This window comes from Stenotrophomonas sp. JAI102, from assembly GCF_013409105.1.
In the GTDB taxonomy this organism is placed as follows: domain Bacteria; phylum Pseudomonadota; class Gammaproteobacteria; order Xanthomonadales; family Xanthomonadaceae; genus Stenotrophomonas; species Stenotrophomonas maltophilia_AA.
In genome coordinates this window covers 293,051-313,685 of the sequence record NZ_JACCCI010000004.1, presented here as the reverse complement: position 1 = coordinate 313,685, position 20,635 = coordinate 293,051, and the positions used below count along the sequence as shown (strand labels likewise).

At 67.6% G+C, this 20,635-nt stretch carries 22 protein-coding genes, 3 tRNA genes and 1 other RNA gene; 10 read left to right on the top strand and 16 right to left on the bottom strand.

The annotated features are described in order from the left end of the window. The 3 genes from HDC96_RS16560 to HDC96_RS16550 are packed head-to-tail and all read left to right on the top strand — an operon-like array spanning nucleotide 1 to nucleotide 3,423. Nucleotides 1-957, top strand: a complete 957-nt coding sequence (locus tag HDC96_RS16560; protein ID WP_179460905.1) for a DUF58 domain-containing protein — start codon at nucleotides 1-3, stop codon at nucleotides 955-957. Next, nucleotides 950-2,902, top strand: coding sequence for a DUF3488 and transglutaminase-like domain-containing protein (locus HDC96_RS16555; protein ID WP_179460904.1), 1,953 nt, complete (start codon nucleotides 950-952; stop codon nucleotides 2,900-2,902). Before HDC96_RS16560 ends, HDC96_RS16555 begins: the two co-directional genes overlap by 8 nt. Further along, nucleotides 2,899-3,423 carry a Slp family lipoprotein gene (locus HDC96_RS16550; RefSeq protein WP_019185338.1) on the top strand — a complete coding sequence of 175 codons (525 nt, stop codon included), beginning with the start codon at nucleotides 2,899-2,901 and terminating at the stop codon, nucleotides 3,421-3,423. The genes HDC96_RS16555 and HDC96_RS16550 overlap by 4 nt, the downstream gene beginning before the upstream one ends. Nucleotides 3,424-3,479: 56 nt before the next feature. Here HDC96_RS16550 and HDC96_RS16545 read toward each other — a convergent pair whose 3' ends face one another. From HDC96_RS16545 to dnaX, 4 genes are all read right to left on the bottom strand, one after another. Then, complete coding sequence (locus HDC96_RS16545; RefSeq protein ID WP_019185337.1) at nucleotides 3,480-3,839, bottom strand: histidine triad nucleotide-binding protein; 360 nt, start codon at nucleotides 3,837-3,839, stop codon at nucleotides 3,480-3,482. 81 nt (nucleotides 3,840-3,920) lie between these two features. Then, nucleotides 3,921-4,520 (bottom strand): recombination mediator RecR, encoded by a 600-nt coding sequence (recR, locus tag HDC96_RS16540; RefSeq protein ID WP_179460903.1) that lies wholly within the window; start codon nucleotides 4,518-4,520, stop codon nucleotides 3,921-3,923. A gap of 99 nt (nucleotides 4,521-4,619) precedes the next feature. Continuing rightward, entirely contained in the window at nucleotides 4,620-4,940 is a 321-nt protein-coding gene (locus HDC96_RS16535) for a YbaB/EbfC family nucleoid-associated protein (RefSeq protein WP_179460902.1), read from the bottom strand. A gap of 6 nt (nucleotides 4,941-4,946) precedes the next feature. Then, nucleotides 4,947-6,944, bottom strand: a complete 1,998-nt coding sequence (gene dnaX, locus HDC96_RS16530; protein ID WP_179460901.1) for a DNA polymerase III subunit gamma/tau — start codon at nucleotides 6,942-6,944, stop codon at nucleotides 4,947-4,949. A gap of 136 nt (nucleotides 6,945-7,080) precedes the next feature. On the opposite strand from dnaX, the gene HDC96_RS16525 reads away from it, so the two are divergent. Further along, nucleotides 7,081-7,173: transfer RNA gene (locus HDC96_RS16525), tRNA-Ser, on the top strand. A 254-nt stretch (nucleotides 7,174-7,427) separates the two neighbouring features. On the opposite strand, the gene HDC96_RS16520 is transcribed toward HDC96_RS16525, so the two are convergent. Next, on the bottom strand, nucleotides 7,428-8,078 hold the full coding sequence (locus HDC96_RS16520; protein ID WP_179460900.1) for a hypothetical protein: 651 nt from the start codon (nucleotides 8,076-8,078) through the stop codon (nucleotides 7,428-7,430). A 300-nt stretch (nucleotides 8,079-8,378) separates the two neighbouring features. Between HDC96_RS16520 and HDC96_RS16515 the strand changes: the two genes are divergently transcribed. Then, nucleotides 8,379-8,831: a GNAT family N-acetyltransferase gene (locus HDC96_RS16515; protein WP_179460899.1), complete on the top strand. Its 453-nt coding sequence runs from the start codon at nucleotides 8,379-8,381 to the stop codon at nucleotides 8,829-8,831. Between the two features lie 89 nt (nucleotides 8,832-8,920). Here the strand turns inward: HDC96_RS16515 and HDC96_RS16510 are convergent, their stop codons facing one another. Then, nucleotides 8,921-9,238, bottom strand: a complete 318-nt coding sequence (locus tag HDC96_RS16510; protein ID WP_179460898.1) for a multidrug efflux SMR transporter — start codon at nucleotides 9,236-9,238, stop codon at nucleotides 8,921-8,923. Between the two features lie 278 nt (nucleotides 9,239-9,516). Here HDC96_RS16510 and ffs point away from each other — a divergent pair. Further along, an RNA gene (gene ffs, locus HDC96_RS16505) (signal recognition particle sRNA small type) lies at nucleotides 9,517-9,613 on the top strand. Between the two features lie 44 nt (nucleotides 9,614-9,657). Here ffs and HDC96_RS16500 read toward each other — a convergent pair. Genes HDC96_RS16500 through HDC96_RS16490 form a run of 3 tightly spaced genes read right to left on the bottom strand, consistent with a single transcriptional unit; the run spans nucleotide 9,658 to nucleotide 11,545 of the window. Further along, nucleotides 9,658-10,026 carry a nuclear transport factor 2 family protein gene (locus HDC96_RS16500; protein WP_179460897.1) on the bottom strand — a complete coding sequence of 123 codons (369 nt, stop codon included), beginning with the start codon at nucleotides 10,024-10,026 and terminating at the stop codon, nucleotides 9,658-9,660. A gap of 2 nt (nucleotides 10,027-10,028) precedes the next feature. Then, entirely contained in the window at nucleotides 10,029-10,796 is a 768-nt protein-coding gene (locus HDC96_RS16495; protein WP_179460896.1) for an MBL fold metallo-hydrolase, read from the bottom strand. After that, nucleotides 10,796-11,545: a 3-deoxy-D-manno-octulosonic acid kinase gene (locus tag HDC96_RS16490; protein WP_179460895.1), complete on the bottom strand. Its 750-nt coding sequence runs from the start codon at nucleotides 11,543-11,545 to the stop codon at nucleotides 10,796-10,798. Before HDC96_RS16490 ends, HDC96_RS16495 begins: the two co-directional genes overlap by 1 nt. A 21-nt stretch (nucleotides 11,546-11,566) precedes the next feature. On the opposite strand from HDC96_RS16490, the gene HDC96_RS16485 reads away from it, so the two are divergent. Then, the gene (locus HDC96_RS16485; RefSeq protein WP_179460894.1) at nucleotides 11,567-12,622 is read left to right on the top strand and encodes a glycosyltransferase family 9 protein; all 1,056 of its coding nucleotides are present in this window, start codon (nucleotides 11,567-11,569) and stop codon (nucleotides 12,620-12,622) included. Here the strand turns inward: HDC96_RS16485 and HDC96_RS16480 are convergent. Then, nucleotides 12,601-13,008: a DUF6165 family protein gene (locus HDC96_RS16480; protein WP_179460893.1), complete on the bottom strand. Its 408-nt coding sequence runs from the start codon at nucleotides 13,006-13,008 to the stop codon at nucleotides 12,601-12,603. The genes HDC96_RS16485 and HDC96_RS16480 overlap by 22 nt on opposite strands. 301 nt (nucleotides 13,009-13,309) lie before the next feature. Beyond that, nucleotides 13,310-13,400, bottom strand: a tRNA-Ser gene (locus tag HDC96_RS16475). Between the two features lie 165 nt (nucleotides 13,401-13,565). On the opposite strand from HDC96_RS16475, the gene HDC96_RS16470 reads away from it, so the two are divergent. Continuing rightward, a complete protein-coding gene (locus HDC96_RS16470) occupies nucleotides 13,566-14,270 on the top strand; it encodes a protein phosphatase 2C domain-containing protein (RefSeq protein ID WP_179460892.1) in 705 nt (234 codons plus the stop codon). A 48-nt stretch (nucleotides 14,271-14,318) separates the two neighbouring features. Here HDC96_RS16470 and dnaQ read toward each other — a convergent pair whose 3' ends face one another. The 3 genes from dnaQ to HDC96_RS16455 are packed head-to-tail and all read right to left on the bottom strand — an operon-like array spanning nucleotide 14,319 to nucleotide 16,163. Continuing rightward, on the bottom strand, nucleotides 14,319-15,050 hold the full coding sequence (dnaQ, locus tag HDC96_RS16465) for a DNA polymerase III subunit epsilon (RefSeq protein WP_176990740.1): 732 nt from the start codon (nucleotides 15,048-15,050) through the stop codon (nucleotides 14,319-14,321). 4 nt (nucleotides 15,051-15,054) lie between these two features. Beyond that, complete coding sequence (gene rnhA, locus HDC96_RS16460; protein WP_121042991.1) at nucleotides 15,055-15,507, bottom strand: ribonuclease HI; 453 nt, start codon at nucleotides 15,505-15,507, stop codon at nucleotides 15,055-15,057. Between the two features lie 11 nt (nucleotides 15,508-15,518). After that, nucleotides 15,519-16,163 carry a methyltransferase domain-containing protein gene (locus HDC96_RS16455; protein ID WP_179460891.1) on the bottom strand — a complete coding sequence of 215 codons (645 nt, stop codon included), beginning with the start codon at nucleotides 16,161-16,163 and terminating at the stop codon, nucleotides 15,519-15,521. Nucleotides 16,164-16,174: 11 nt separating this feature from the next. Between HDC96_RS16455 and gloB the strand changes: the two genes are divergently transcribed. Continuing rightward, nucleotides 16,175-16,942, top strand: coding sequence for a hydroxyacylglutathione hydrolase (gene gloB / locus HDC96_RS16450; RefSeq protein ID WP_179460890.1), 768 nt, complete (start codon nucleotides 16,175-16,177; stop codon nucleotides 16,940-16,942). Beyond that, complete coding sequence (locus tag HDC96_RS16445) at nucleotides 16,939-18,153, top strand: lytic transglycosylase domain-containing protein (protein ID WP_179460889.1); 1,215 nt, start codon at nucleotides 16,939-16,941, stop codon at nucleotides 18,151-18,153. Before gloB ends, HDC96_RS16445 begins: the two co-directional genes overlap by 4 nt. 137 nt (nucleotides 18,154-18,290) lie before the next feature. On the opposite strand, the gene HDC96_RS16440 is transcribed toward HDC96_RS16445, so the two are convergent. Further along, nucleotides 18,291-20,264, bottom strand: coding sequence for a peptidyl-prolyl cis-trans isomerase (locus HDC96_RS16440; RefSeq protein WP_179460888.1), 1,974 nt, complete (start codon nucleotides 20,262-20,264; stop codon nucleotides 18,291-18,293). Nucleotides 20,265-20,477: 213 nt separating this feature from the next. Next, nucleotides 20,478-20,554, bottom strand: a tRNA-Asp gene (locus HDC96_RS16435). Between the last annotated feature and the right edge of the window lie 81 nt (nucleotides 20,555-20,635).

Genomic DNA, 20,635 nt, shown 5'->3' with positions numbered 1-20,635 from the left:
ATGCGCCGCGGCTGGGGAGCCCGCTGGCAGCAACTGCAACACCTGGCGCGGCCGCGCCGACCGGAGCACCTGCCGTGCCGGTTCGACCGGCGCCGCATCTACGTGCTGCCGACGCGCTTCGGCCTGTTCGTCGCCGCGCTGCTGTCGGCGATGCTGATCGGCGCACTGAACTACAACAACAACCCGGCCCTGCTGCTGGCGCTGCTGCTGGCCACCGTCAGCATCGCCAGTGCGATCAGCGCGCACCTGCAGCTGTCCGGCCTGCAGGTGGATGCGGTCTCGGCCGAACCGGTGACGGCGGGCGCGCCGTTGCGCCTGCGCATCAGCCTGTCCCGCGCCGATACCCGCGCCCGTCGCGGACTGCAGGTGGAGCACGCCGGGGTCAGCGCGTTCGGGCATCTGGTCGACAGCGATCAGATCGAAGTCGATCTCGACCTGCCCACCCACCAGCGCGGCTGGTTCGACCTGGCGCGGATCCGCCTCGCCACCACCCAACCGCTCGGTCTGGTGCGGGCGTGGTCGTGGGTGTGGCCGGAGACGCCGCTGCTGGTCTATGCCGCACCGGAATCGCACGCCCCCGCACTGCCGGAAAGCGGCGGCGATCCGCTGCATACCCGCGTGCACGCCAGCGGCGACGAGCTGCATCAGTTGCGCCCCTATCGCGCCGGCGACCCCACCCGCAGCATCGCGTGGAAGCACTCGGCGCGGCGCGACACCCTGCTGGTGCGCGAGTACGAAAAACCGGTCGGGGTGGAGATCGTGCTGGACTGGTGGCGCCTGGCGCCGCTGGGCACCGAAGCACGGATCGCGCGGATGGCGCGCTGGGTCGACCTGGCCGAACGCGAAGGCCGCCGCTACACGCTCAAGCTGCCGGGCCAACCGGTGCTCGGTCCCGGCAACGGCAGCGCCCATCACCATCTGTGCCAGCGCGCGTTGGCGCTGTTGCCCCATGAGTGACACGCCCGCCGCCCTGCTGAGCCCCGGGGCGCGCGCCTGGACGCTGGCCAGCGCGGCGCTGGGTCTGGTGCCGCTGCTGCTGCAGTTGCCCACCGTGCTGGCCGCCGTCATCGCCGGTGTCGCCCTGCTCACCGCCGCCGCCTCACGCCAGCGCCTGCTGCCGGGCGCGCTGCGCCTGCTGCTGGTGCTCGGGATGCTCGCCGCCATCTACTGGCAGATGGGCCCGCGTCCCGGCCGCGACACCGGCTGCGCGCTGCTGGCAGCCATGCTCGCGCTGAAATCCAGCGAGCTGCGCAGCCTGCGCGATGCCCGCAGCCTGGTCGGCTTCGGCCTGTTCGGCCCGTTCGCCGCGTTCCTGCTCGACCAGGGCCCGCTGACCATGGCGCTGGCGGTGCTGGCCGGCCTGGTCGCCCTGCTCGCCCTGCAGCGGCTGGCGCACCTGGAGGGCCAGGCACCGCCGGCGCCGCTCAAGCGCCAACTGCGCGGCATCGGCCGGCTGGTCCTGCTCGGCCTGCCACTGGCGCTGGCCGGCTTCTGGCTGTTCCCGCGCTTGAGCGAACCGCTGTGGGGCATCCCAGACCGCGCGGTCGGCAAGCCCGGGCTGTCGGACACGATGGAGCCCGGTCAGTGGCTGGACCTGATGGCCGATGACACCCCGGCGCTGCGCGTGCAGTTCTTCGGTGCGATCCCGGCGCCGCAGCAGCGGTACTGGCGCGGCCCGGTACTGACCCGTTTCGATGGCCAGCGCTGGGAACAGGACACGCGACAGAGCGAACGCGCGCCCGCCGCGGTGACCCATGCCGCCACCCAGTGGGAGTACCAGATCGATTACGAGCCGACCGACCGCCGCCAGCTGGTCGCGCTGGACCTGCCGCTGCAGGCGCCGCCCGGCAGCGAGCTGGATGCCAACCACAGCCTGCGCAGCCGCGCGCCGCTGAACGCATTGACCCGCTGGCGGCTGACCTCCGCGCCGGCCGTGGCCTATACCGAAGCGTTGACGCCGTACGAACGCCGACTGGCGCTGCAGCTGCCCGCCGGCGTGAACCCGCGTACGGCCGTGCTGGCCCGCCAATGGCGACAGGAGGCCGGCAGCAACGATGCGGTGATCGTGCAGCGCGCGCTCGACTGGGTCCGGGCGAGCTTCGTCTACACCCTGGATACGCCCGAGCCGGGCCGCGATGGCGTGGACGAATTCCTGTTCGATCAGCAGGCCGGTTTCTGCCAGCACTTCAGCTCTTCGTTCGTCGTGTTGATGCGCAATGCCGGCATCCCCGCGCGGGTGGTGACCGGCTTCGCTGGCGGCATGCGCAATCCCTACGGCAACTACTGGGTGCTGCGCCGGATGGACGCGCACGCCTGGGCCGAAGTGTGGCTGCCCGGGCGTGGCTGGGTGCGGGTCGACCCGACCGCCGCCGTGGCGCCCGAGCGCGTCTACGACACGCTCGAAGACCGGCTGGCCGCCGGCGCGGCCGGCGCCACGTTCGACAGCCGCTGGCTGCAGATCGGACAGATGGGCGATTGGCTGCGCCGGGGCTGGAACGACCTGGTCCTGTCCTTCGATGCCAACCGCCAGCAGCAGCTTCTTGAACCGTTTGGTTTCAAACGGCTGGATCCGGGCCAACTGGTCGGAATTTTCATCGTCTTCGCGCTGGCCGCGCTAGGCTGGATGGCATGGCTGCTGGCCCGCGGCGAACGCGAGCGCGACCCGCTGTTGCGGGCCTGGCATCGGCTGGGACGCCGTTACGCACGCTATGGGCTGTCCCGCGCCAGCGCCGAACCCGCTGGCGAGTGGGCGCGCCGGGTGGACCGGCAGCGACCCGATCCTGCGCTGCTGTCGCTCAGCGCGCGTTTCGTCCAGGCGCGCTACGCTGGCGCTGACGTCGACCTCACTTCATTATTGCGCGACCTGCGCAGGCATCGCCCGACCTCCGGAGCATCCCCATGAAGATTCAAATCCTGCTTCCCCTTGCTGCCTCTCTGGCACTGGCTGCCTGCGCCACCGCGCCGAAGCCGTTGCAGGGGCAGTTCAGTATGGTCAGCCCGCGCGACGCGGTTCCCACCCAGCAGGTGGGCACCCCGGTACGGTGGGGTGGTCGCATCATCGAAACCAATCCGGGCCAGGGCCAGACCTGCTTCCAGATGATCTCGCGCCCGCTCAACGGCAGCGGCCGCCCGAGCACCACCTCGGCCGACGCCAGTGACGGCCGCTTCATCGCCTGCCGTGCCGGCTTCTACGATCCGGCGGTGTTCGAGCCGGGCCGCGACGTGACCTTCATCGGCAAGATCGGCGGCTACGAGAACACCCGCATCGGCGAGTACGACTACCGCCTGCCGAAGCTGGACGCCGACGTCATCTACCTGTGGCCGGAACAGCGCCAGGTCGATGTGGTGCCCGCCTACCCGTACGGCCCGTGGGGCCCGGGCTGGGGTCCGGGCTGGGGCTACCGCGGCTGGGGCTGGTGGTAACACGCTGACGCAGAAACGCCGCCCTCGGGCGGCGTTTTTGTTTGCGCCTGACCGGCTCAGCCGTTCGGCGTACCGAAGTGACCCAACTGCGCGCCGGCCAGCAGGTGCAGGTGGATATGGAACACGGTCTGCCCGGCATGCTCGCGGCAGTTCATGACGATGCGGTAGCCGTCCTGCGCGAAACCTTCGCGGCGCGCGTACTCGGCGGCGGCCATGGCCAGCTTGCCGATCAGGTGCGCCTGGTCCGGCCGCACATCATCCAGGGTCGGGATCGCCTCGTGCTTCGGAATGAACAGCACGTGCACCGGCGCCTGCGGGGCGATGTCCTTGAAACCGAGCACCTCCTCGTCCTCGTAGACGATGGTGGCCGGAATTTCGCGGCGGATGATCTTGCCGAACAGGGTGTCGTGGCTCATGAGGGCACCTCGTGGAACAGGGCTTTGGAGAGTAGCGCGGATGCGCGTCCGGTTTCGATCATTGCCGTGCGCTGCGCGGCGTCACTCCTGGACTTCGGTCCGCGTACCGAACGCGTGCGACAGCGTGCCGCGATCCACGTATTCCAGCTCGCCGCCCAGCGGCAGGCCCTGCGCCAGGCGGCTCGGCCGCACCTTGTAGCCGCGCGCCATCTGCGCGAGGTAATGCGCGGTGGCTTCGCCTTCCACGGTAGCGCTGGTGGCGATGATCAACTCGTTGACCTCGCCCTGCTTCAGGCGCGCCTCCAGCTGATCCAGGCCCAGTTCGCGCGGGCCGATGCCGTCCAGTGGCGACAGCCGCCCCTGCAGCACGAAATACACCCCGCGGTAGCCGGTGGCCGTTTCGATCGCCAGCCGATCCGCGGGTGATTCCACCGCACACAGCTGCTGGCGCTCGCGGCTGCCGTTGGCGCAGACCGCACAGATGTCGTTCTCGCTGAAATCCCGGCACTGTTCGCAATGCCCGATCCGCTCGATCGCCTTGGCCAGCACCTCGGCCAGCTTCTGGCCGCCCTCGCGCTCGCGTTCGAGCACGTGGTACGCCATGCGCTGGGCAGTCTTCTGGCCCACGCCCGGCAACACGCGGAAGGCCTCGATCAATTGTTCGAGCAGGGGCAGGCTCATGGCGGATCGCTCATCTCAGAAACAAGCGCGCGAAGCCCGAAGGCTTCGCGGCGCGGTCACCACGGTCGCGCCAGGCGGGCACCCGGCGCAGGCGGTGGGTCAGAACGGCAGCTTCATGCCCGGGGGCAGCTGCATGCCGGCGGTCGCCGAACCCATGCGGTTCTTCGACTCGGCATCGATCTTGTTGGAGGCATCGTTGAACGCGGCGGCCACCAGGTCTTCGGTCATTTCCGCATCGGCCAGCACCGACGGATCGATGCGCACCTTGCGGCATTCCTTGGTGCCGGTCAGGGTCACGCTGACCATGCCGCCGCCGGCACTGCCGGTCACTTCCAGCTTGGCGAGGTCTTCCTGGGCTTTCTGCAGGTTTTCCTGCATCTTCTGGGCCTGCTGCATCAGTTGGGCGATATTGCCGCGCATGGGTCTTTACTCTTCAAAAGGACGAATGGAATCGGCGACGACCCGGGCACCATGTTGCTGGACCAGCAACTGCACCGACGGATCGGCCATGAAAGCGGCTTCCGCCGCCGTTTGGCGTTCGCCACGCTGGCGGTCAGCGCGCTGATGCAGGGTCTCGGCACCGGCCGCGCCGGTATCGATCACCAGGCGCGGGGCCTGCCCCAGGGGGCCGGTCAACGCCGCGATCAGCGCCGCCTGCGAGCGGTCCGAACTCAAGTACTCAAATCCGGGCGAAATCGCCAGTTTCAAGACGCCGTGCTGGTAGCTGATGAACGCCGAGTGCGCGGCCAGCTGCTTGGACGGGCCATTGAGCTGGCTGCCGGCGACCAGTTCCAGCCACGCTTCGGCGGTCAGGTCGCCCTGTGCCTCCGAGGGCGCGGTCTCCGGCGCCGAGGGTGCGATGGCGATGCCCTGCGGGCGGACCACCGGGGCCGGGGCATCCCGTACAGGCGCGGGAGCAGCAGGTGCCACGGTCCGCTCGGGCGGCGCTTCCCACGGGGCGACCATGGCCGCATCCGGGGTGGCCATTTCAGCGGCCAGCGCTTCGTCGCGATCAGCCGCGTCGCTTTCACGGTGCCACGGCGGCAGATCGTCGTCGGCCGCGGGGGCTGCGACGGCAGGCTTGGCCGGTTTCACCGGTTCGGCGGCTGCCGGGGCCGGGGCAGGTTTCTTGGGTGCCTCGGTCGCCTCGGGCGCCGCGGAAACCGCGGCAACGACGGGGGCCATAGCGGCCGCCTGAGCGGCGGGGGCGCTGGCCCTGGTCGGCACCGCGGCCGGAGCCGCGCTCGCGGCCGCAGCGGCCATGCCGGTGCCCTGGCCGCTGGCCTGGCCACCACTGTTCACTTCGGTGCCGGTGCCCGGATCGCGGGGCACCGGCGGTACGGCGGCGGCCGGACGGAACGCCAGCATGCGCAGCACGGCCATCTCGAACCCGGCACGCGGGCTCGGGGCCAGGTGCAGGTCACGGCGACCGCCCAGGGCCATCTGATACCAGAGCTGGACCACTTCCGGGCGCAGGCGCTGGGCGAAGGCCTCGGCATCGATCCCCTCGCCTGCCGTCGCGGCGCCCGGCACCAGCTGCTGCACCTGGATCCGGTGCAGGGCTTCGGCCAGGGCATCGAGCACCCCGCTCCAGTCCGGCGAGAACTCGGCCAGCAGGGCCACGGTCTGCAGCAGGCGCGGGCCATCACCATCGGCCAGCGCATCCAGCATCGCCGCGACCTGCGTGCGGTCGACCGTGCCCAGCATCGCGCGCACGACATCCTCGCGCAGCGCGCCGCCGGCGTAGGCGATTGCCTGGTCCAGCAGCGACAGGCCGTCACGCAGGCTGCCATCGGCCGCCTTGGCCAACTGCACGATCGCCGTCGGGTCGGACTCGATCTCCTCGGCGGCCAGGATCTTCGTCATCTGGCCCTGGATCTGGTCCTCGTCCAACCGCTTCAGGTTGAACTGCAGGCAGCGCGAGAGCACCGTCACCGGCAGCTTCTGCGGATCGGTGGTGGCCAGCAGGAACTTCACATGCTCCGGCGGCTCTTCCAGCGTCTTCAGCAGCGCATTGAACGCCGCCTTGGACAGCATGTGCACTTCGTCGATCAGGTAGACCTTGTACTTGCCGCGGGAGGGCATGTACTGGGCGTTCTCGATCACCTCGCGGACATCATCCACACCGGTATTGGAGGCAGCATCGATCTCGAGCAGATCGATGTAGCGGCCGGAGTCGATATCCAGGCAGGCCGGACACTGGCCGCACGGATCGGCGCTGGTGCCCTGCTCGCAGTTCAGCGACTTGGCGAAAATACGGGCAATAGTGGTCTTGCCGACCCCGCGGGTGCCGGTAAACAGGAACGCATGGTGCACACGGCCGCTGTCCAGCGCATTGCTGAGCGCACGGACCACGTGTTCCTGGCCCACCAGCTCGGCAAAACGCTTCGGACGCCACTTGCGGGCAAGGACGAGATAGGACATCAGGCCACCGTCTTCATCGGGACGACCATTGTGCCACGCCTGTCCAGCCCCCCTGCCCCCTGTGACGAACCGCTTGTGCGATTCCAATTCCCCCGCTAGAATCTGCGCCCCTGCAGCGGGTTATCGCAGCAGGTCCGGAGAGGTGTCCGAGCGGTTGAAGGAGCACGCCTGGAAAGTGTGTAAGCGTCTAAACCGCGCTTCGGGGGTTCGAATCCCCCTCTCTCCGCCACACAAATAAAAAGGCCGCCCTCAGGGGCGGCCTTTTTATTTGTGCGACGGACAGCATGGGGGCCGAGAACCCCAACGGGTTCGACGGATTCGCCCGGAGCGAATCCGGACAGCCGAACGGCTGGCCCTGGAGCGCGTCAGCGCGGAAGGGCTGGGTGCATGGATGCACCCAGCAATCCCAATGACGCGGCCAGCCCGCATCCGAAGCCCTCAGCGCCATCGCCTACGCATCCGGCCGCGAACCACGGAATCAGACTATCGACCATCTCCAGCGATCTGCGTCGAAGGTACACAGGGCCACAATTCCGCCCCTCTCAAGCCGGCGCCCTTGATGGCCGCAGCGACCGTGGCGCTCACAACAATGGCATTGGCCGATTGGTGCTCTACGCCAAAACGTTGAGCACTGCGGAACAGTGGAACTTCCGGCGACAACACGGGCGCTGGGAAGAACCCGCGCTCGTGCCATGGATAACGCACTCTCCCACACCGTCCACAGCGGATTCCTTCTTCCTCTTCCAGGGAGAGTGGAAGTGCAGGGCCTGGATCAAGCTGAACGACGTCGTCCAATACCTCTCCCCTGCTGTCCTCCACCGGTAGCCGAGCAATGCCCAGGCTTGCGAGATGCTCTGCCCAGACAGAGGTCTGCACGAAGTAAGCCTCCTCGACCCAGTGCAGCTTCAAAAACGCGTTTCTTCCCCATTTGAGCGATCGCTTGATCCTGAAGGGTGCCACTTGGACCGCCCCCTCCCCGCATTTGGAGCACCAGTTGCTTAGGTCGTAGGCACGTTCTCGAAAGGAAAAATCCTGCTCTGGCTGTGGATAGCCGCTGGCATGAACGACGTGAAGCGCACAGTGATCAGCACCAGCAAACTCTGCAGGCGTGAACTCAGTGGTGACGGTAGTCATACCCTTCCATGAGCGGATGAGATGGCACGCCTCACTCCACCCAGGGTCACCCTCCACGGCATGACTCACCGCGATGCCCCCCACCTCCGGGCGAGGCTCGGCGGGCGCGAGCACCTTCAAACCCAAAGCGGCAAGCTTGGAGCCTCGGGACTCATCCCAAACGAAGGTGAACCGGTATCTGATCTTCATAAAATGATGCTATCAGAGCCCAAACGCCTCCCTTCCGGTGGGATTTCCGGCTCCTCGTCTTCCCAATCGCCCAATAGTTCACCATCCCAAAGGATCCGCCAGGAGCGAATCATGCCCAACCTCCGCCCCTACACCCCGACAGACGCCCCCGCCTGCCTCGCACTGTTCGACACCAACGTGCCGCGTTATTTCGCCCCACACGAACGCCAGGACTTCGCCACCTACCTGCTCCACCCGGAGCGCACCCACGATTACCTCGTGATCGACCACAACGGCCAGCTCGTCGCCTGCGGTGGCCTCGCCCTCGACAACGAACACACCGCCGCCTTCTGCTGGGGCATGGTCGACCGCACCCGGCATCGCCAAGGCCTCGGCACGCAGCTTTCCCACGCACGCCTGGCCCACGCAGAAACGCTCGGCGCCCAGCGCGTAACGCTAAGCACCAGCCAGCACACACAGGCGTTCTACGCCGGCCTTGGCTTCGTCGTCACCCACATCACCCCCGATGGGCATGGTCCCGGGCTGGATGCGGTGGAGATGGCGCTAGAGCTGGCGCCGCACTGAGCGGCGCCAGCGATTCGATCGGGTCGGCCGGGCGTCAGCCACGCATGGCGTGGCTCTACCCTTGAAGCCGCAGCCTGCGCTTCAACGCCTCAGGTGCTCGACAGCTTCATCAACACCAACCCGCTCACGATCAACACCGCCGCGGCAATCCGCATCGCGCTGACCTGCTCGCCGAGGAAGGTAATGCCGATGACGAACGCGCCGACCGCACCGATGCCGGTCCAGATCGTGTACGCGGTGCCCAGCGGCAACGTGCGCATTGCCAGCGACAGCAGCCAGAAGCTGGCGATCATGGTGACGAGGGTGATGATCGAGGGGGTGAGCCTACTGAACCCCTCGGATTGCTTCATCGAGAACGCCCAGACGATTTCCAGTACACCGGCTGCCAACAGATAGATCCAGGCCATGCGGCCCTCCTTGATGGGGGCCAGGCCGTCCTGGTCAGTGGGTCCCGAGATGGGGGAGGCCGTTCCTCCTGTGCCGCGTATTTTAGCAACCCGCCCACGGATTGGCCGCTGCCTGCGGCAATGGGCTACACGGGATTCAGCCTCCGCGTCTGGCACTGCATGCCGCGCATGCGCTAGAATGCGCGACTGCACTGCCGGACCTGCTCCTGCGCTGCAGCTTCCGCCTGCGGTTGGCTGATCCTTGATCGCCCAGCAGCCGGAACGTCTCTATGGTGGCCCCGTCGGCCCCTCGCGACGCTAGGTCGAAAATCCCGCCAGGGCCGGAAGGCAGCAACGGTATCGATCGACGCGGGCGCCGAGGTCAGCCGGCGGGGCCGCCACCTTTTTGGGCCCCTTGTTTTCCTTCGCGATGCTGCCGCTCAAGGCGCCGCGGGCGTGCCCTGGTGAAACACCACCCGCCACGCCTCGCCACGCCGTCGCCACAGCGAACTGCGCAGCACCTCGCGCTGGCGCTCGCCCTCGATCACATACCAGCTGCGGTAGCGCACCTGTGCCAAGGTCGGGGCCAGCAACACGACGTGGTAGTCGGTGGACACGATCTCGACCTGCGCGCGCTCGCGCGGAATCTCCGCCAGCGTAGCAGCCCGATCGAAACACGCACCCGAGCTGCCGATCTCACTGAAGTCGTCATCCAACAATGCCGCCAGCTGCCCGACATCGCCACGGACCGCAGGCTCGTGCAACGCGCGCTCGAGCGCCTGCAGATGGGCGGCCAGCGCGTCGTCCATGCTCAGGGAGGATCCTGCGCCAGCACGTGCATGGCGGTTGGAGTCGCCAGCGCCACACGTTCACCGGGCAGCGCCACGCGATGGCCACGCTGGCGCAATGCCTCGCCGTCGGCCTCGCTGGCGTAGTGATAGAGCATCATCCGCGCCTGCAGCTCGGCCGTGTACTCACGTTCCAGGTCGTCCACGCCGGTGTGCGACGGGTTGCCGTGCAGGCCGCAGTCATGGGCAATCAGCTCGTTGTCGTCGGCGTAGCGCGCCAGCATTTCCGGAATCGGACGGGTATCGCCGCTCCAGGTGACCGCCCCCTTCAGGCGCAGGCCATAGGCGGTTTCCGGCCAGTGATGGCGCACCGGGAACACCTCCAGGCGCACACCGTCATGCCAGAACGCGTCGCCGACGACGATCAGCTGGAAGGCGTCCCAGAAATTCGCACCGCCCTCGGCCAGCACGTTCGGGTAATCGGCTACGCGCTTGTGCAGCAGCGGCACCACGCTTGCCGGCACGTAGACGCGGATGCGCCCACGGCGCTGCGGCGAGAAGTACCCATCCACGAACAGGCGCTCGAAACCGGCGACATGGTCCAGGTGCACATGGGTGACGAACAATGCCTGCGGCACGTGGCCATAGTGAGCCTGGAATGCAGTGAGCCCTTCCCCGCCGCAATCGATGGTGAGCCACGGGCGGCCATCGCGCTCGATCACCGCCATCGGCGAACCCAGCTGCACGGCCGACGCATTGCCGACCCCCATGAAACGCAATGCCCAGTCCATCAGTAACCCCGGTTCCAGGCCAGATCGTAGGCGCGGCGCAGCCGTGCGTAGTCCTTCTCGACGTCGTCATGGCTGCGCTCACCACGCAGTTTGATCAGCGAACGCAGCAGCCGCTTGAGATTGCGCTCGCGCCAGCGGGTGGCGGGGATGCGCAGCACGCCACGATCGAAATCGATCAGCCAGCCGTGGCCGTTGGCGTCGAACAGAATGTTGTGGGCGTTGAGATCGGCATGATCCAGCCCCACGCGGTGGAAGCGCGCGATCAGCCGGCCGGTCTCTTCCCAGGGGGCGCCGCGCCCGGCAACCAGCGCGCGGTCGGCCAGCGAGCGCACGCCCTCCAGCCGCTCCATCAGGATCGCCGCCTTGTAGCGCAGGCCTTCGCGCATGTAGAACGCGGCGATCGGTCGCGGCACCGGCAGCTTCTGCGCGTGCAGGGCACGCATCAGCCGGAATTCGGCAAAACTGCGGGTGCGGTTGGCGCCGCGCCAGATGTAGTGGTCCCGGCTCAGCTTGGCCGCCAGGCCGCCGCGCAGGTACTGGCGCAACACGGCGTGGCCAAGGGGCGCATCGACGAACCAGGCGCCGCCGCGGCCGCCATCGCCGACCGGCCGCGCCCGCTCGCCCCAGTGGGCCGGCGAGAACAGGCTCATCTCGGCTTGCCGCAGGGCTTCGCGGTCGAACAGAATGGCACCGATACCGCGTCCATCGCGGCAGGGCGTCAGCGCTTCAGTGGCGTCGAATGCGACCATTCCTTCGAGTCTAACAACACCATGGCACCAACGTCCTCTTCCTTGTGTCTTTTGCGTTTGTCCGCGCTGGGGGACGTGACCCATGTGGTGCCGCTGGTGCGCACGCTGCAGCAGGCCGATCCCGGGGTGTCGCTGCACTGGATCATCGACAAGGCCGGCCACAAGCTGCTCGACGGGCTGCCCGGCGTGACCTTCCACAGCTACGACAAGAAGACCGGCCTGGCTGGCATGCGGGCCCTGCGCGACAGCCTTCCCGCCGGGCGCTTCGATGCGCTGCTGCAGATGCAGGTCGCCTTCCGCGCCAACGTGCTCTCGGCCTTCGTACCCGCCAAGCGCCGCATCGGCTACGACAGATCGCGCTCCAAGGACCTTCACGGGCTTTTCATCAATGAGCGCATTCCCGACCGCCCGGGCATACACGTGCTCGATGCGATCGGCAGCTTCTGCGAGCCACTGGGCCTGAAACAGACCGAGGTCAGTTGGGACCTGGCCGTGCCGCCAGCGGCGTTCGAGTGGGCCAACGCCCAGTGGGCCGACGACGGCCGCCCGGTGCTGATGATCTCGCCGTGCTCCAGCCACGTGCGCCGCAACTGGTACGCCGACCGCTATGCGGCCGTGGCCAACCACGCCACCTCACGCGGCTGGCGGGTGGTGCTGTGTGGCGGACGCAGCGAGCTTGAGCGCGGCATGGCCGATGCCATCCAAGCACAGCTCACCACGCCGGCGCTGGATCTGGTCGGCAAGGACACGCTGAAGCAATTGCCGGCCCTGTTGGCGCGCGCCGCGCTGGTGATGACGCCCGATTCGGGCCCGATGCATATCGCCAACGCGATGGGCACCAAGGTGCTCGGCCTGCATGCGGCGAGCAACCCGCACCGCAGCGGCCCCTATTCCGACCGCCGCTACTGCGTGGACCGCTACGACGATGCCGCGCGCAGATTCCTGGGCAAGCCGGCCAGCGAACTTAAGTGGGGCGCGAAGGTCGAGTTCGACGACGTGATGCAGCTGATCACGGTCGAGGACGGCATTGCCGCCTTCGAGCGGTATGTCGCCGATTACACGCCGCGCGGCGCGTAATCCTTGTACGACTTCTCTTCCACGTAGAGCGAGCCCAGCGCCAGGTTGATGTCCTTCTTGATGCGGGCGCGCTCATCGTTCTGCTGGTAGACGCTGCGGGCCAGTTCGACGAAATGGTCGTCGAAGGCCTGCGCCTTGTCCTGCAGGCGGATGTTGTCTTCGATGTCCCACAGGCGCTCGTTGACGGCCTTGAGCTCGGCACGCAGGCGCGCGATGTCCTTGACACCGGCCGGGTGCGCCATCCAGGTCTTTTCCAGCGCGCTCAGCTCGGTGCGGATGTTGGCCAGCTTGGCCTCGTCGCTGATGCGCTCGGACTTGATCTGCAGGATCGAGATCTTGTCGAGCAGTTCACCGAAGGACACGGGGACGAGGATTTCAGCGGTCATGGTGGGGATCCGTTACGTGAGGTGGGCAGTTTAGCGGAGCGTATGTTGGGCGGGTGTGGGGCGGGGGTGTTGCCTGTCCGCGGGTGGTCGAACCGGAAACGATGGTGGCTGCTTCGTTGCCGGGATTGCGGGGTGCATCCATGCACCCCGCCCTTCCGCGCTTGCGCGCTCCAGGGCCAGACGTGCGTCTGTCCGGATCTGCTCCTGCAGATCCGTCGAACCCCCGTCGGGGGTTCTCATCCGCCCATCAGGCAGATAAAAAGAAAAGGGCTGCCCGATGGGCAGCCCTTTTCTTTTTATCTGGCGGAGAGGGGGGGATTCGAACCCCCGAGGCGCTATAAACGCCTGCCTGATTTCGAGTCAGGTACATTCAACCGCTCTGCCACCTCTCCAGATGGTCCCGGCGAACCGGGACGCGAATGATACGGGTAGGACGCGCTGGCGACAAGTCATTGCGGGCAAAGAAGTGAATTTCTTCTGTATGGATGCCTTGCCGGATGTCCGGCGGGCCGCGATCATGCCGTTATCCCTCGCAATCCTCACCGGCCCGCGCCTTCATGATCGAATTCGGACACCTGACCCACCCCGGCCTGCGCCGTGACCTCAATGAGGATACGTATTACGGCGATGGCGAACTGGCGCTTTGGCTGGTCGCCGATGGCATGGGCGGGCACGCCTGTGGTGAGGTGGCCAGTGCGCTGGCGCGCGAGACCATCGTGCGCGAGATCCGCCGCGGCGCGACGCTGGCGCATGCGATCCGGATCGCCGATGAGGAGATCATCCGCACCTCGCGCCGCCGCAACGACAGCCTGCCGATGGGCACCACCGTGGTGGCGGCCCGGGTGCAGGGCAATCGATACGAGGTGGCGTGGGTCGGTGACAGCCGCGCGTATCTGTGGCGCGACGGCACGCTGGCCCAGCTCAGCCAGGATCACAGCGTGGTCCAGGAGCTGGTCGCACAGGGCAATCTGACCGCCGAGCAGGCGCGCGCGCATCCGCACCGCAATGTGGTGACCCAGGCGCTGGGCGTGACCGATCCGGCGCACCTGAATGTGGCGACCACCACCGGTGAGCTGCGCCCGGGCATGCAGCTGCTGCTGTGCAGCGATGGTCTGACCGAGGAGGTCGAGGACGGGGGCATCGCGCGCACCCTCGCCTTCGACGATGCCAGTGCACAGGAATGCGTGGATACCCTGGTCGCCGCCGCGCTGGATGGCGGCGGCTCGGACAACATCACGGTGATCCTGGTGCGGTGTCACTGATACCACCGTCCCGACCAACGGTCGGGACCTACCGCCGGGGTTGGGTCCTCAGGCGCTGACCGCTTCTACCGCTTCCGGTTCACCATCCCAGATCGCGCGGCCGGCCTTCTTGCGCAGCTTGGCCAGGCGCGCTTCGTGCGCTTCCAGCTCCGAGGCCGTGGCGACCACGCGCGGGCGTGGCAGCAGGCGCGAGGTGTCGAAGGTCTGCGCGTGGGCGCTGCCGGGCTTGTGGTCGTCGGCCGAGCCGAAGCCGATTTCTTCCTGGCCCGAGGTCAGCGCGATGTACACATCGCCCAGGATCTGGGCATCAAGCAGGCCGCCGTGCAGCTGGCGGTGCGCGTTGTCCACGCCCAGGCGTCGGCACAGCGCGTCCAGCGAGTTGCGCTGGCCGGGGAAGCGCTCGCGCGCCATCTTCAGCGTATCGATCACCGTGCAGCGGTCGGTGATCTTGCCGTAGTGGTCGCCGAGCAGCGACAGCTCGTTGTCCAGGAAGCCCAGATCGAACGCCGCGTTGTGGATGATCAGCTCGGCGCCGTCGATGTAGGCGAGGAAGTCATCGACGACCTGGGCGAAGTCCGGCTTGTCGGCCAGGAACTCCAGGGTCAGTCCGGTGACTTCCTGCGCGCCCTGCTCGAACTCGCAGTCCGGCTTGAGGTACTGGTGGTAATTGTTGCCACTGGGGCGGCGCTCGAGCAGTTCCACACAGCCGATTTCGACGATGCGGTTGCCCTTCCGCCATTCCAGGCCGGTGGTTTCGGTATCAAGGATGATCTGACGCATGGGCTCAGTGTACCGGGCCGGCGGCGCGGATCCGGATCGCGGCGTCGCGCGCCAGCTGGTCCACGCGCTCGTTGTCCGGGTCGCCGGAGTGGCCCTTGACCCAGCGCCAGTCGATGGTGTGCTTCAGCGTGGCCGCGTGCAGGCGCTCCCACAGCTCCCGGTTCTTGACCGGCGAGCCGCCGGCGGTCTTCCAGTTCTTGCGGATCCAGCCGGGCATCCACTCGGTCAGGCCCTGGCGCACGTACTGCGAATCGGTGAACAGCACGATGTTGCACGGCTCGGTGAGCGCTTCCAGCCCCGAGATGGCCGCCATCAGTTCCATGCGGTTGTTGGTGGTATGCGCTTCACCACCGCTCAGCTCGCGCTCGTGCGCGTTGTAGCGCAGCAACGCCGCCCAGCCGCCGGGGCCGGGATTGCCAAGGCAGGAACCGTCGGTGTGGATTTCTATCGTCTTCATTCCATTCCAGATCAGGTGGCCACGGTCCCGTGCCAGCGTGGCACGGCCACGGGCGTCGGTCCCGGCAGGGCCAGAGTGCGTTTTTCAGCGGTGAACAGACAGGCGGCCCGCAGCGGGGCGAGGTCGCGCCGGGCCGGCGAGCGGTCGCGCCACATCGGGCCGAGGTACTGCAGGTCCTCGCAGCTCAGGCCGGCCTGGGTGAGGGTGTGGCGCAGCCGCTGCGGGCTGCGCACGACCAGCCCGTGGTGGCGCCACTGGCGGCGGTACGGGCTGAACGGGTTGAGGGTGGACAGCCACAGGCGGCCGCCCGGCATCAGCACGCGGGCGCAGTCGGCGATCAGCTGCTCGGCATCGCGCGCGGTGACGTGCTGCAGGACGATCGCATTGACGCTCTCGTCCGGCAGCGGCAACGGCAGGCCGCAGTGCACGTCACCGGCGTAGGCCGCCCCGTCCCGGAACAGGCGCAGGCCGCGGCCGGGCAGTTCGACCCGCTCCAGCCAGCCGGGCGTCGGTGCCACCCACAGCCAGGGGTTCACCGGGCGCTCGGCGAGCAGGCTGCGCAACCGCTCGGATTCCAGACGGCACAAGGCGTGTGCCGCTTCAGTATCAAACCAGGATGCGACGGTCGCTTGACGGGGGCTCGGCACGAGGGGCATGGTCCAATTCTATGCGACTGACCGCCCTACCCGCGTTTGCGGACAATTACATCTGGGCGCTGGTCGCCGACGACGGCCGCGCCGTCGTCATCGACCCCGGCCAGGCCGACCCCGTCCTGGCCGCCGCAGCGCAGCAGGGATGGGTTCCCCACAGCATTCTGTTGACCCACCACCACGACGACCACATCGGCGGCGTGGCCGAGCTGCAGGCCCGTTTCCCCGCGGTGGAGGTGTACGCACCGGTGGAACCGCGCATCGCGGTCCCTGCCCAGCGGGTGGCTGAAGGTGAATGCGTTCAGGCATTGGGGCTGGGGTTCCACGTAGTATCCGTGCCCGGGCACACCCGGAGCCATATCGCGTTTCACACCGCTGAACACCTTTTCAGTGGCGATGCGTTGTTCAGCCTGGGCTGTGGGCGCATGTTCGAAGGTACGCCTCCCCAGCTTCTGGCATCCCTGCGGAAGCTGGCGTCCCTGCCAGCGCAACTGATGGTCTGTTGCGCCCACGAGTACACCCTGTCCAATGCCGTCTTCGCGCGGCATGTAGACCCCACCAACGCTGCGCTGTCGCAGCGCCATGAGGAGGCCTTGGCCATGCGCCGCGATGACCTGCCCACGCTGCCGGTTTCACTGGCAAGCGAGCTGGAATGCAATCCGTTCCTGCGTACGAACACCCCCGCCATCCAGGCGGCCGTCAGCGCCCATCTCGGGCGTCCCGTTACCGATGAAGTCGATGTTGTCGCAGGCCTGCGACACTGGAAAGACGGATTTCGAACATGAGTCGGCGATTGTTGCCGCTCGCGCTTGGCCTGGCGGTCGCCGTGGCCGGCAGCGCGGGCGCCCAGTCGTTGACCGCCGGCATGTCGCAGAACGTGGCCGGCCTGTCCTCCCTTCCCCTGACCGCTGCGGCCCTGCCGCCGGCCTCGGTGCGCAACGGGCAGGAGATCTTCGCCAGCTTCCGCGCTGGCCTGGCCGAACCCACCTGCAACGCCGAGGCGACCAGCCCGCGTTGGCAGAAGCAGTTCGCGCACGCGCCCTCGCGGTTGGCCAACCAGGACGATGACGCCCTGGTGCTGTTCGGCTACGTGGTCGAAGAGCTGCGCAAATCCGACCTGCCGACTGAGTTCGCGCTGATTCCCTTCGTGGAAAGCGGCTACCGGCCCAACGCCCGCAATGGCAGTGGCCCGGCCGGCCTGTGGCAGTTCATCGCCACCACCGCCAAGAACCACCGCGTGCAGATGACCCCGGGCTATGACGGCCGGTTGTCGGCGGTGGATTCGACCCAGGCCGCGGTGCGCTACCTGAAGACCCTGCACGGCATGTTCGGCGGCGACTGGCGCCTGGCCACGATGGCCTACAACGCCGGCGAGTACCGCGTGCTGCAGTCGCTGCGCAAGGCCGGCATGAATGCGCAGAACGCGCGTCCGGCCGAACTGCCGGGGCTCTCGCCGGTTACCTATGCCTACGTCGAGAAGCTGCATGCCCTGGCCTGCGTGCTGGAAGACGCGGAAACCGAGCCGGCGGTGATGGCCTCGCTGGACCGCACCGTGCCGGTATTGAAGGGTCATACCTTGCCGGCCGGCACCAGCGTCCAGCAGTGGGCCCAGCAGCGCGACCTGGATCCGGCACGGATCGCCCGCCTCAATCCGGCCCTGGCCAGTGGCAAGGGCCGTCCGGCCGGCCAGGTGACGGTTCTGGCCCCTACCGCGCACGCGCCGGTGGATGCCAGCGCCAGCGTGGCCGCCATCGCGGTGGCGCCGAGCGCGCCGACGGACACCACGGCCGCGCGTACTGCGCCCGGCCCGGTGGCCACCCGCGCCGTGGCCAGCGCGGATCGCCCGCGCAGCCGCCGCCACACCGTGCGGGATGGCGAGTCGGCCTGGGCGATCGCCCGCCGCTACGGGATGCCGCTGAAGGCCCTGCTGTCGCTCAATGGGCTCAGCGGCAGCAGCGTGCTGAAGCCGGGTGCGGTGCTGCGGGTCGAAGACTGACCCCACGCAGCCGGGCATCGCGCGGTGACGACAATGCCCGGTTCTGCCGGGCATTGTCGTTTCCGGGCATTGAACGTCCGAACAACAAAAAACCCGGCAGTGCCGGGCTGTTTGTTTTCCTGCAGAAGCCGACCCGGTTAGAGGTTGGCTTCTTCGGTCTGCACCTTGAAGTGCTTGCGCATCGCGTCGACGTAGGCCTTGGCGGCGGCCATGCCGTCGATCTGGCTCAGCTGTTCCTTGAGCTGCTGCTGCTGGGCGGCGTCCACTTCGGCGACGTTGCCCGGGCTGACCTTGGTGACCGCATAGATCACGTAGCGGCCCTGCACGGCGACCTTGCCGTAGCTGGGCTTGCCTTCGGCCGGCAGCGGCGCGCTGAACACGGCGCGGTTGATCTCCGGGGTCGGCACCGGCTGGGTGCGCGGCAGGCCCGGCAGCGGGCTGATCTGCAGCTTCTCGCTGGCAGCCAGCGCCTGCAGGGTCTGACCGGCCTTCAGCTTGGCCAGCACGGCGTCCACGGCCTTCTCCGAGGCCTGGCGGGTGCGATCGGCATGGATCGCGGCGATGACCTGCTCACGGGCCTTGGCCAGCGGCATCGCCTGCTCCGGGCTGTGCTCGGTCACGCGGATCATCACGGTGTGGTTCGGGCCCAGCTCGATCGGGTCGCTCACCGTGCCATCCTGGGTCAGGATGTCGGAGAACGCCGCGCGCAGCACGGCCGGGTTGGCGGCAATGCCACTGGCGGTGGTGCGGGTGAACGGGCCGAGGGTCTGCACCGGCAGGCTCATGTCCTTGGCCGGGCCTTCCAGCGAGGTCGGGTTCTTGTAGACCAGGTCGACCAGGCGGCCGCTCAGCTCGGTGAACACGCGATCGGCGTCGGCCTTGGCCTGCTCGGCGACCAGCTGGTCACGCACGTCTTCGAACGAACGGCCTTCACCGCCCTTGGTCTCGCGCAGCTTGAGCACGTGGAAACCGAAGTCGGTCTTGACCGGACCGGTGATCTCGCCCGCCTTCATGGCGAACAGCGCGTCTTCGAACGGCTTCACCATCGCGCCGCGCTCGACCCAGCCCAGGTCACCGCCGGTGTCCTTGGAACCCGGATCTTCGGAGTTGGCCTTGGCCAGTGCAGCGAAATCGGCACCCGGTGCCTTGGCTTCGGCGGCGATGCGCGTGGCCTTTGCTTCGGCTGCCTTCAGCTTGGCCGGATCGCTGCCGTCGACGGCGATCAGGATGTGCGAGGCCAGGCGCTGTTCCGGCGTGGCAAAGCGTGCCTTCTCGTCCGCATAGCGCTTGCGCAGCGTGGCTTCGTCGGCCGCGGCGGCAGCCGGCAGGTTCGCGCCGTTGATCTCGACGTATTCCAGCGACACGGTTTCCGGCTGGCGGAAATCCTTGGTGTGGCCGTCGTACCACTGCTTGATCTGCGCGTCGGTCACTTCGGCGGTATCGGCCGGGATTTCCGGCAGCGCGGCCAGCTCGACGTCGCGGGTTTCACCCAGCAGCTTCATCAGGCGCTCGGCTTCGCTCTGGGTGGTGAACCCCGAACGCTGCAGGGCCGACGGAATGATCGACTGCTGGATGCTCTCGCGGACCAGCGCTTCGAACTGCGTCGGCGTGCGCGGCGGATTGCCGCTGGCCAGCGCGATGCGGTAGTTGTCCTGGTTGAACTTGCCGTTCGCATCCAGGAAGGCCGGGATCGAGGCGATGTACTCGCGCACGGCACCATCGCCGATCACGATGCCGGACTGCTCGCCGGCCAGGCGCACGACCTGCTCGTCGATCATCTGGTCCAGCACGGCCAGCTTGCTTTCCGTGCTTTCGAACTGGCGCGGATCGAAGTCCTCGCCCTGTTCCTGGCGTGCCTGCTGGCGCGCCTGCTCGAAGCGCACGCGGAAATCATTGGAGCTGATCTCATGGTGCTGCCACAGGAACGAGACCGGCCACCACGACGGGGCGGACTTCCACCAGGTCGGCGGTGCGGCCACTTTGGCCACGTTCTGCGAGCCGACGCCACCGAGGTAGCTGGAGTCGATCACGAACAGGAACGGAATCATCAGCAGCCCCAGGATCACGGTAACGATCCAGCCCGAGGTCTTGTCGCGAAGTTTCTGCAGCATGGGAAAAATCAAGGCCTGATTGGCGAGCCCGGCAGTGTAACCCGCTTCGCGGCAGGCTCCAAAAGTCCGCGCGCCGCGCCCCTGCGCGCGATCCGCCCGGTGCCACGCCGGCGCATCGGCGGCTGGCGGACGACCGGCAATGCGAAGCCGATCGACCTGCTGGATCGGGGACAAAAAAAAGCCCTTGGTTTTCACCAAGGGCTCTTCAAAGATTGGCGGAGCGGACGGGACTTGAACCCGCGACCTCCGGCGTGACAGGCCAGCATTCTAACCAGCTGAACTACCGCTCCGCACTTGAAACTTTGCAGACGCTCATTCTATCCGAAGATATTCAGATTGCCCACCCCGAAATGCTGCTTTTTTCGAGGTTT

Excerpts from the sequence above, each read along its gene's own strand:
- HDC96_RS16490 (WP_179460895.1), bottom strand. The coding sequence starts at position 11,545 with ATGGTCGCATTCGACGCCACTGAAGCGCTGACGCCCTGCCGCGATGGA.
- HDC96_RS16560 (WP_179460905.1), top strand. The coding sequence starts at position 1 with ATGCGCCGCGGCTGGGGAGCCCGCTGGCAGCAACTGCAACACCTGGCG.
- HDC96_RS16495 (WP_179460896.1), bottom strand. The coding sequence starts at position 10,796 with ATGGACTGGGCATTGCGTTTCATGGGGGTCGGCAATGCGTCGGCCGTG.
- HDC96_RS16550 (WP_019185338.1), top strand. The coding sequence starts at position 2,899 with ATGAAGATTCAAATCCTGCTTCCCCTTGCTGCCTCTCTGGCACTGGCT.
- HDC96_RS16520 (WP_179460900.1), bottom strand. The coding sequence starts at position 8,078 with ATGACTACCGTCACCACTGAGTTCACGCCTGCAGAGTTTGCTGGTGCT.
- HDC96_RS16535 (WP_179460902.1), bottom strand. The coding sequence starts at position 4,940 with ATGCGCGGCAATATCGCCCAACTGATGCAGCAGGCCCAGAAGATGCAG.
- HDC96_RS16440 (WP_179460888.1), bottom strand. The coding sequence starts at position 20,264 with ATGCTGCAGAAACTTCGCGACAAGACCTCGGGCTGGATCGTTACCGTG.
- rnhA (WP_121042991.1), bottom strand. The coding sequence starts at position 15,507 with ATGAAGACGATAGAAATCCACACCGACGGTTCCTGCCTTGGCAATCCC.
- HDC96_RS16470 (WP_179460892.1), top strand. The coding sequence starts at position 13,566 with ATGATCGAATTCGGACACCTGACCCACCCCGGCCTGCGCCGTGACCTC.
- HDC96_RS16545 (WP_019185337.1), bottom strand. The coding sequence starts at position 3,839 with ATGAGCCACGACACCCTGTTCGGCAAGATCATCCGCCGCGAAATTCCG.
- HDC96_RS16500 (WP_179460897.1), bottom strand. The coding sequence starts at position 10,026 with ATGGACGACGCGCTGGCCGCCCATCTGCAGGCGCTCGAGCGCGCGTTG.
- HDC96_RS16445 (WP_179460889.1), top strand. The coding sequence starts at position 16,939 with ATGAGTCGGCGATTGTTGCCGCTCGCGCTTGGCCTGGCGGTCGCCGTG.
- HDC96_RS16480 (WP_179460893.1), bottom strand. The coding sequence starts at position 13,008 with ATGACCGCTGAAATCCTCGTCCCCGTGTCCTTCGGTGAACTGCTCGAC.
- HDC96_RS16515 (WP_179460899.1), top strand. The coding sequence starts at position 8,379 with ATGCCCAACCTCCGCCCCTACACCCCGACAGACGCCCCCGCCTGCCTC.
- HDC96_RS16455 (WP_179460891.1), bottom strand. The coding sequence starts at position 16,163 with ATGCCCCTCGTGCCGAGCCCCCGTCAAGCGACCGTCGCATCCTGGTTT.
- HDC96_RS16510 (WP_179460898.1), bottom strand. The coding sequence starts at position 9,238 with ATGGCCTGGATCTATCTGTTGGCAGCCGGTGTACTGGAAATCGTCTGG.
- HDC96_RS16555 (WP_179460904.1), top strand. The coding sequence starts at position 950 with ATGAGTGACACGCCCGCCGCCCTGCTGAGCCCCGGGGCGCGCGCCTGG.
- gloB (WP_179460890.1), top strand. The coding sequence starts at position 16,175 with ATGCGACTGACCGCCCTACCCGCGTTTGCGGACAATTACATCTGGGCG.
- recR (WP_179460903.1), bottom strand. The coding sequence starts at position 4,520 with ATGAGCCTGCCCCTGCTCGAACAATTGATCGAGGCCTTCCGCGTGTTG.
- HDC96_RS16485 (WP_179460894.1), top strand. The coding sequence starts at position 11,567 with ATGGCACCAACGTCCTCTTCCTTGTGTCTTTTGCGTTTGTCCGCGCTG.
- dnaQ (WP_176990740.1), bottom strand. The coding sequence starts at position 15,050 with ATGCGTCAGATCATCCTTGATACCGAAACCACCGGCCTGGAATGGCGG.
- dnaX (WP_179460901.1), bottom strand. The coding sequence starts at position 6,944 with ATGTCCTATCTCGTCCTTGCCCGCAAGTGGCGTCCGAAGCGTTTTGCC.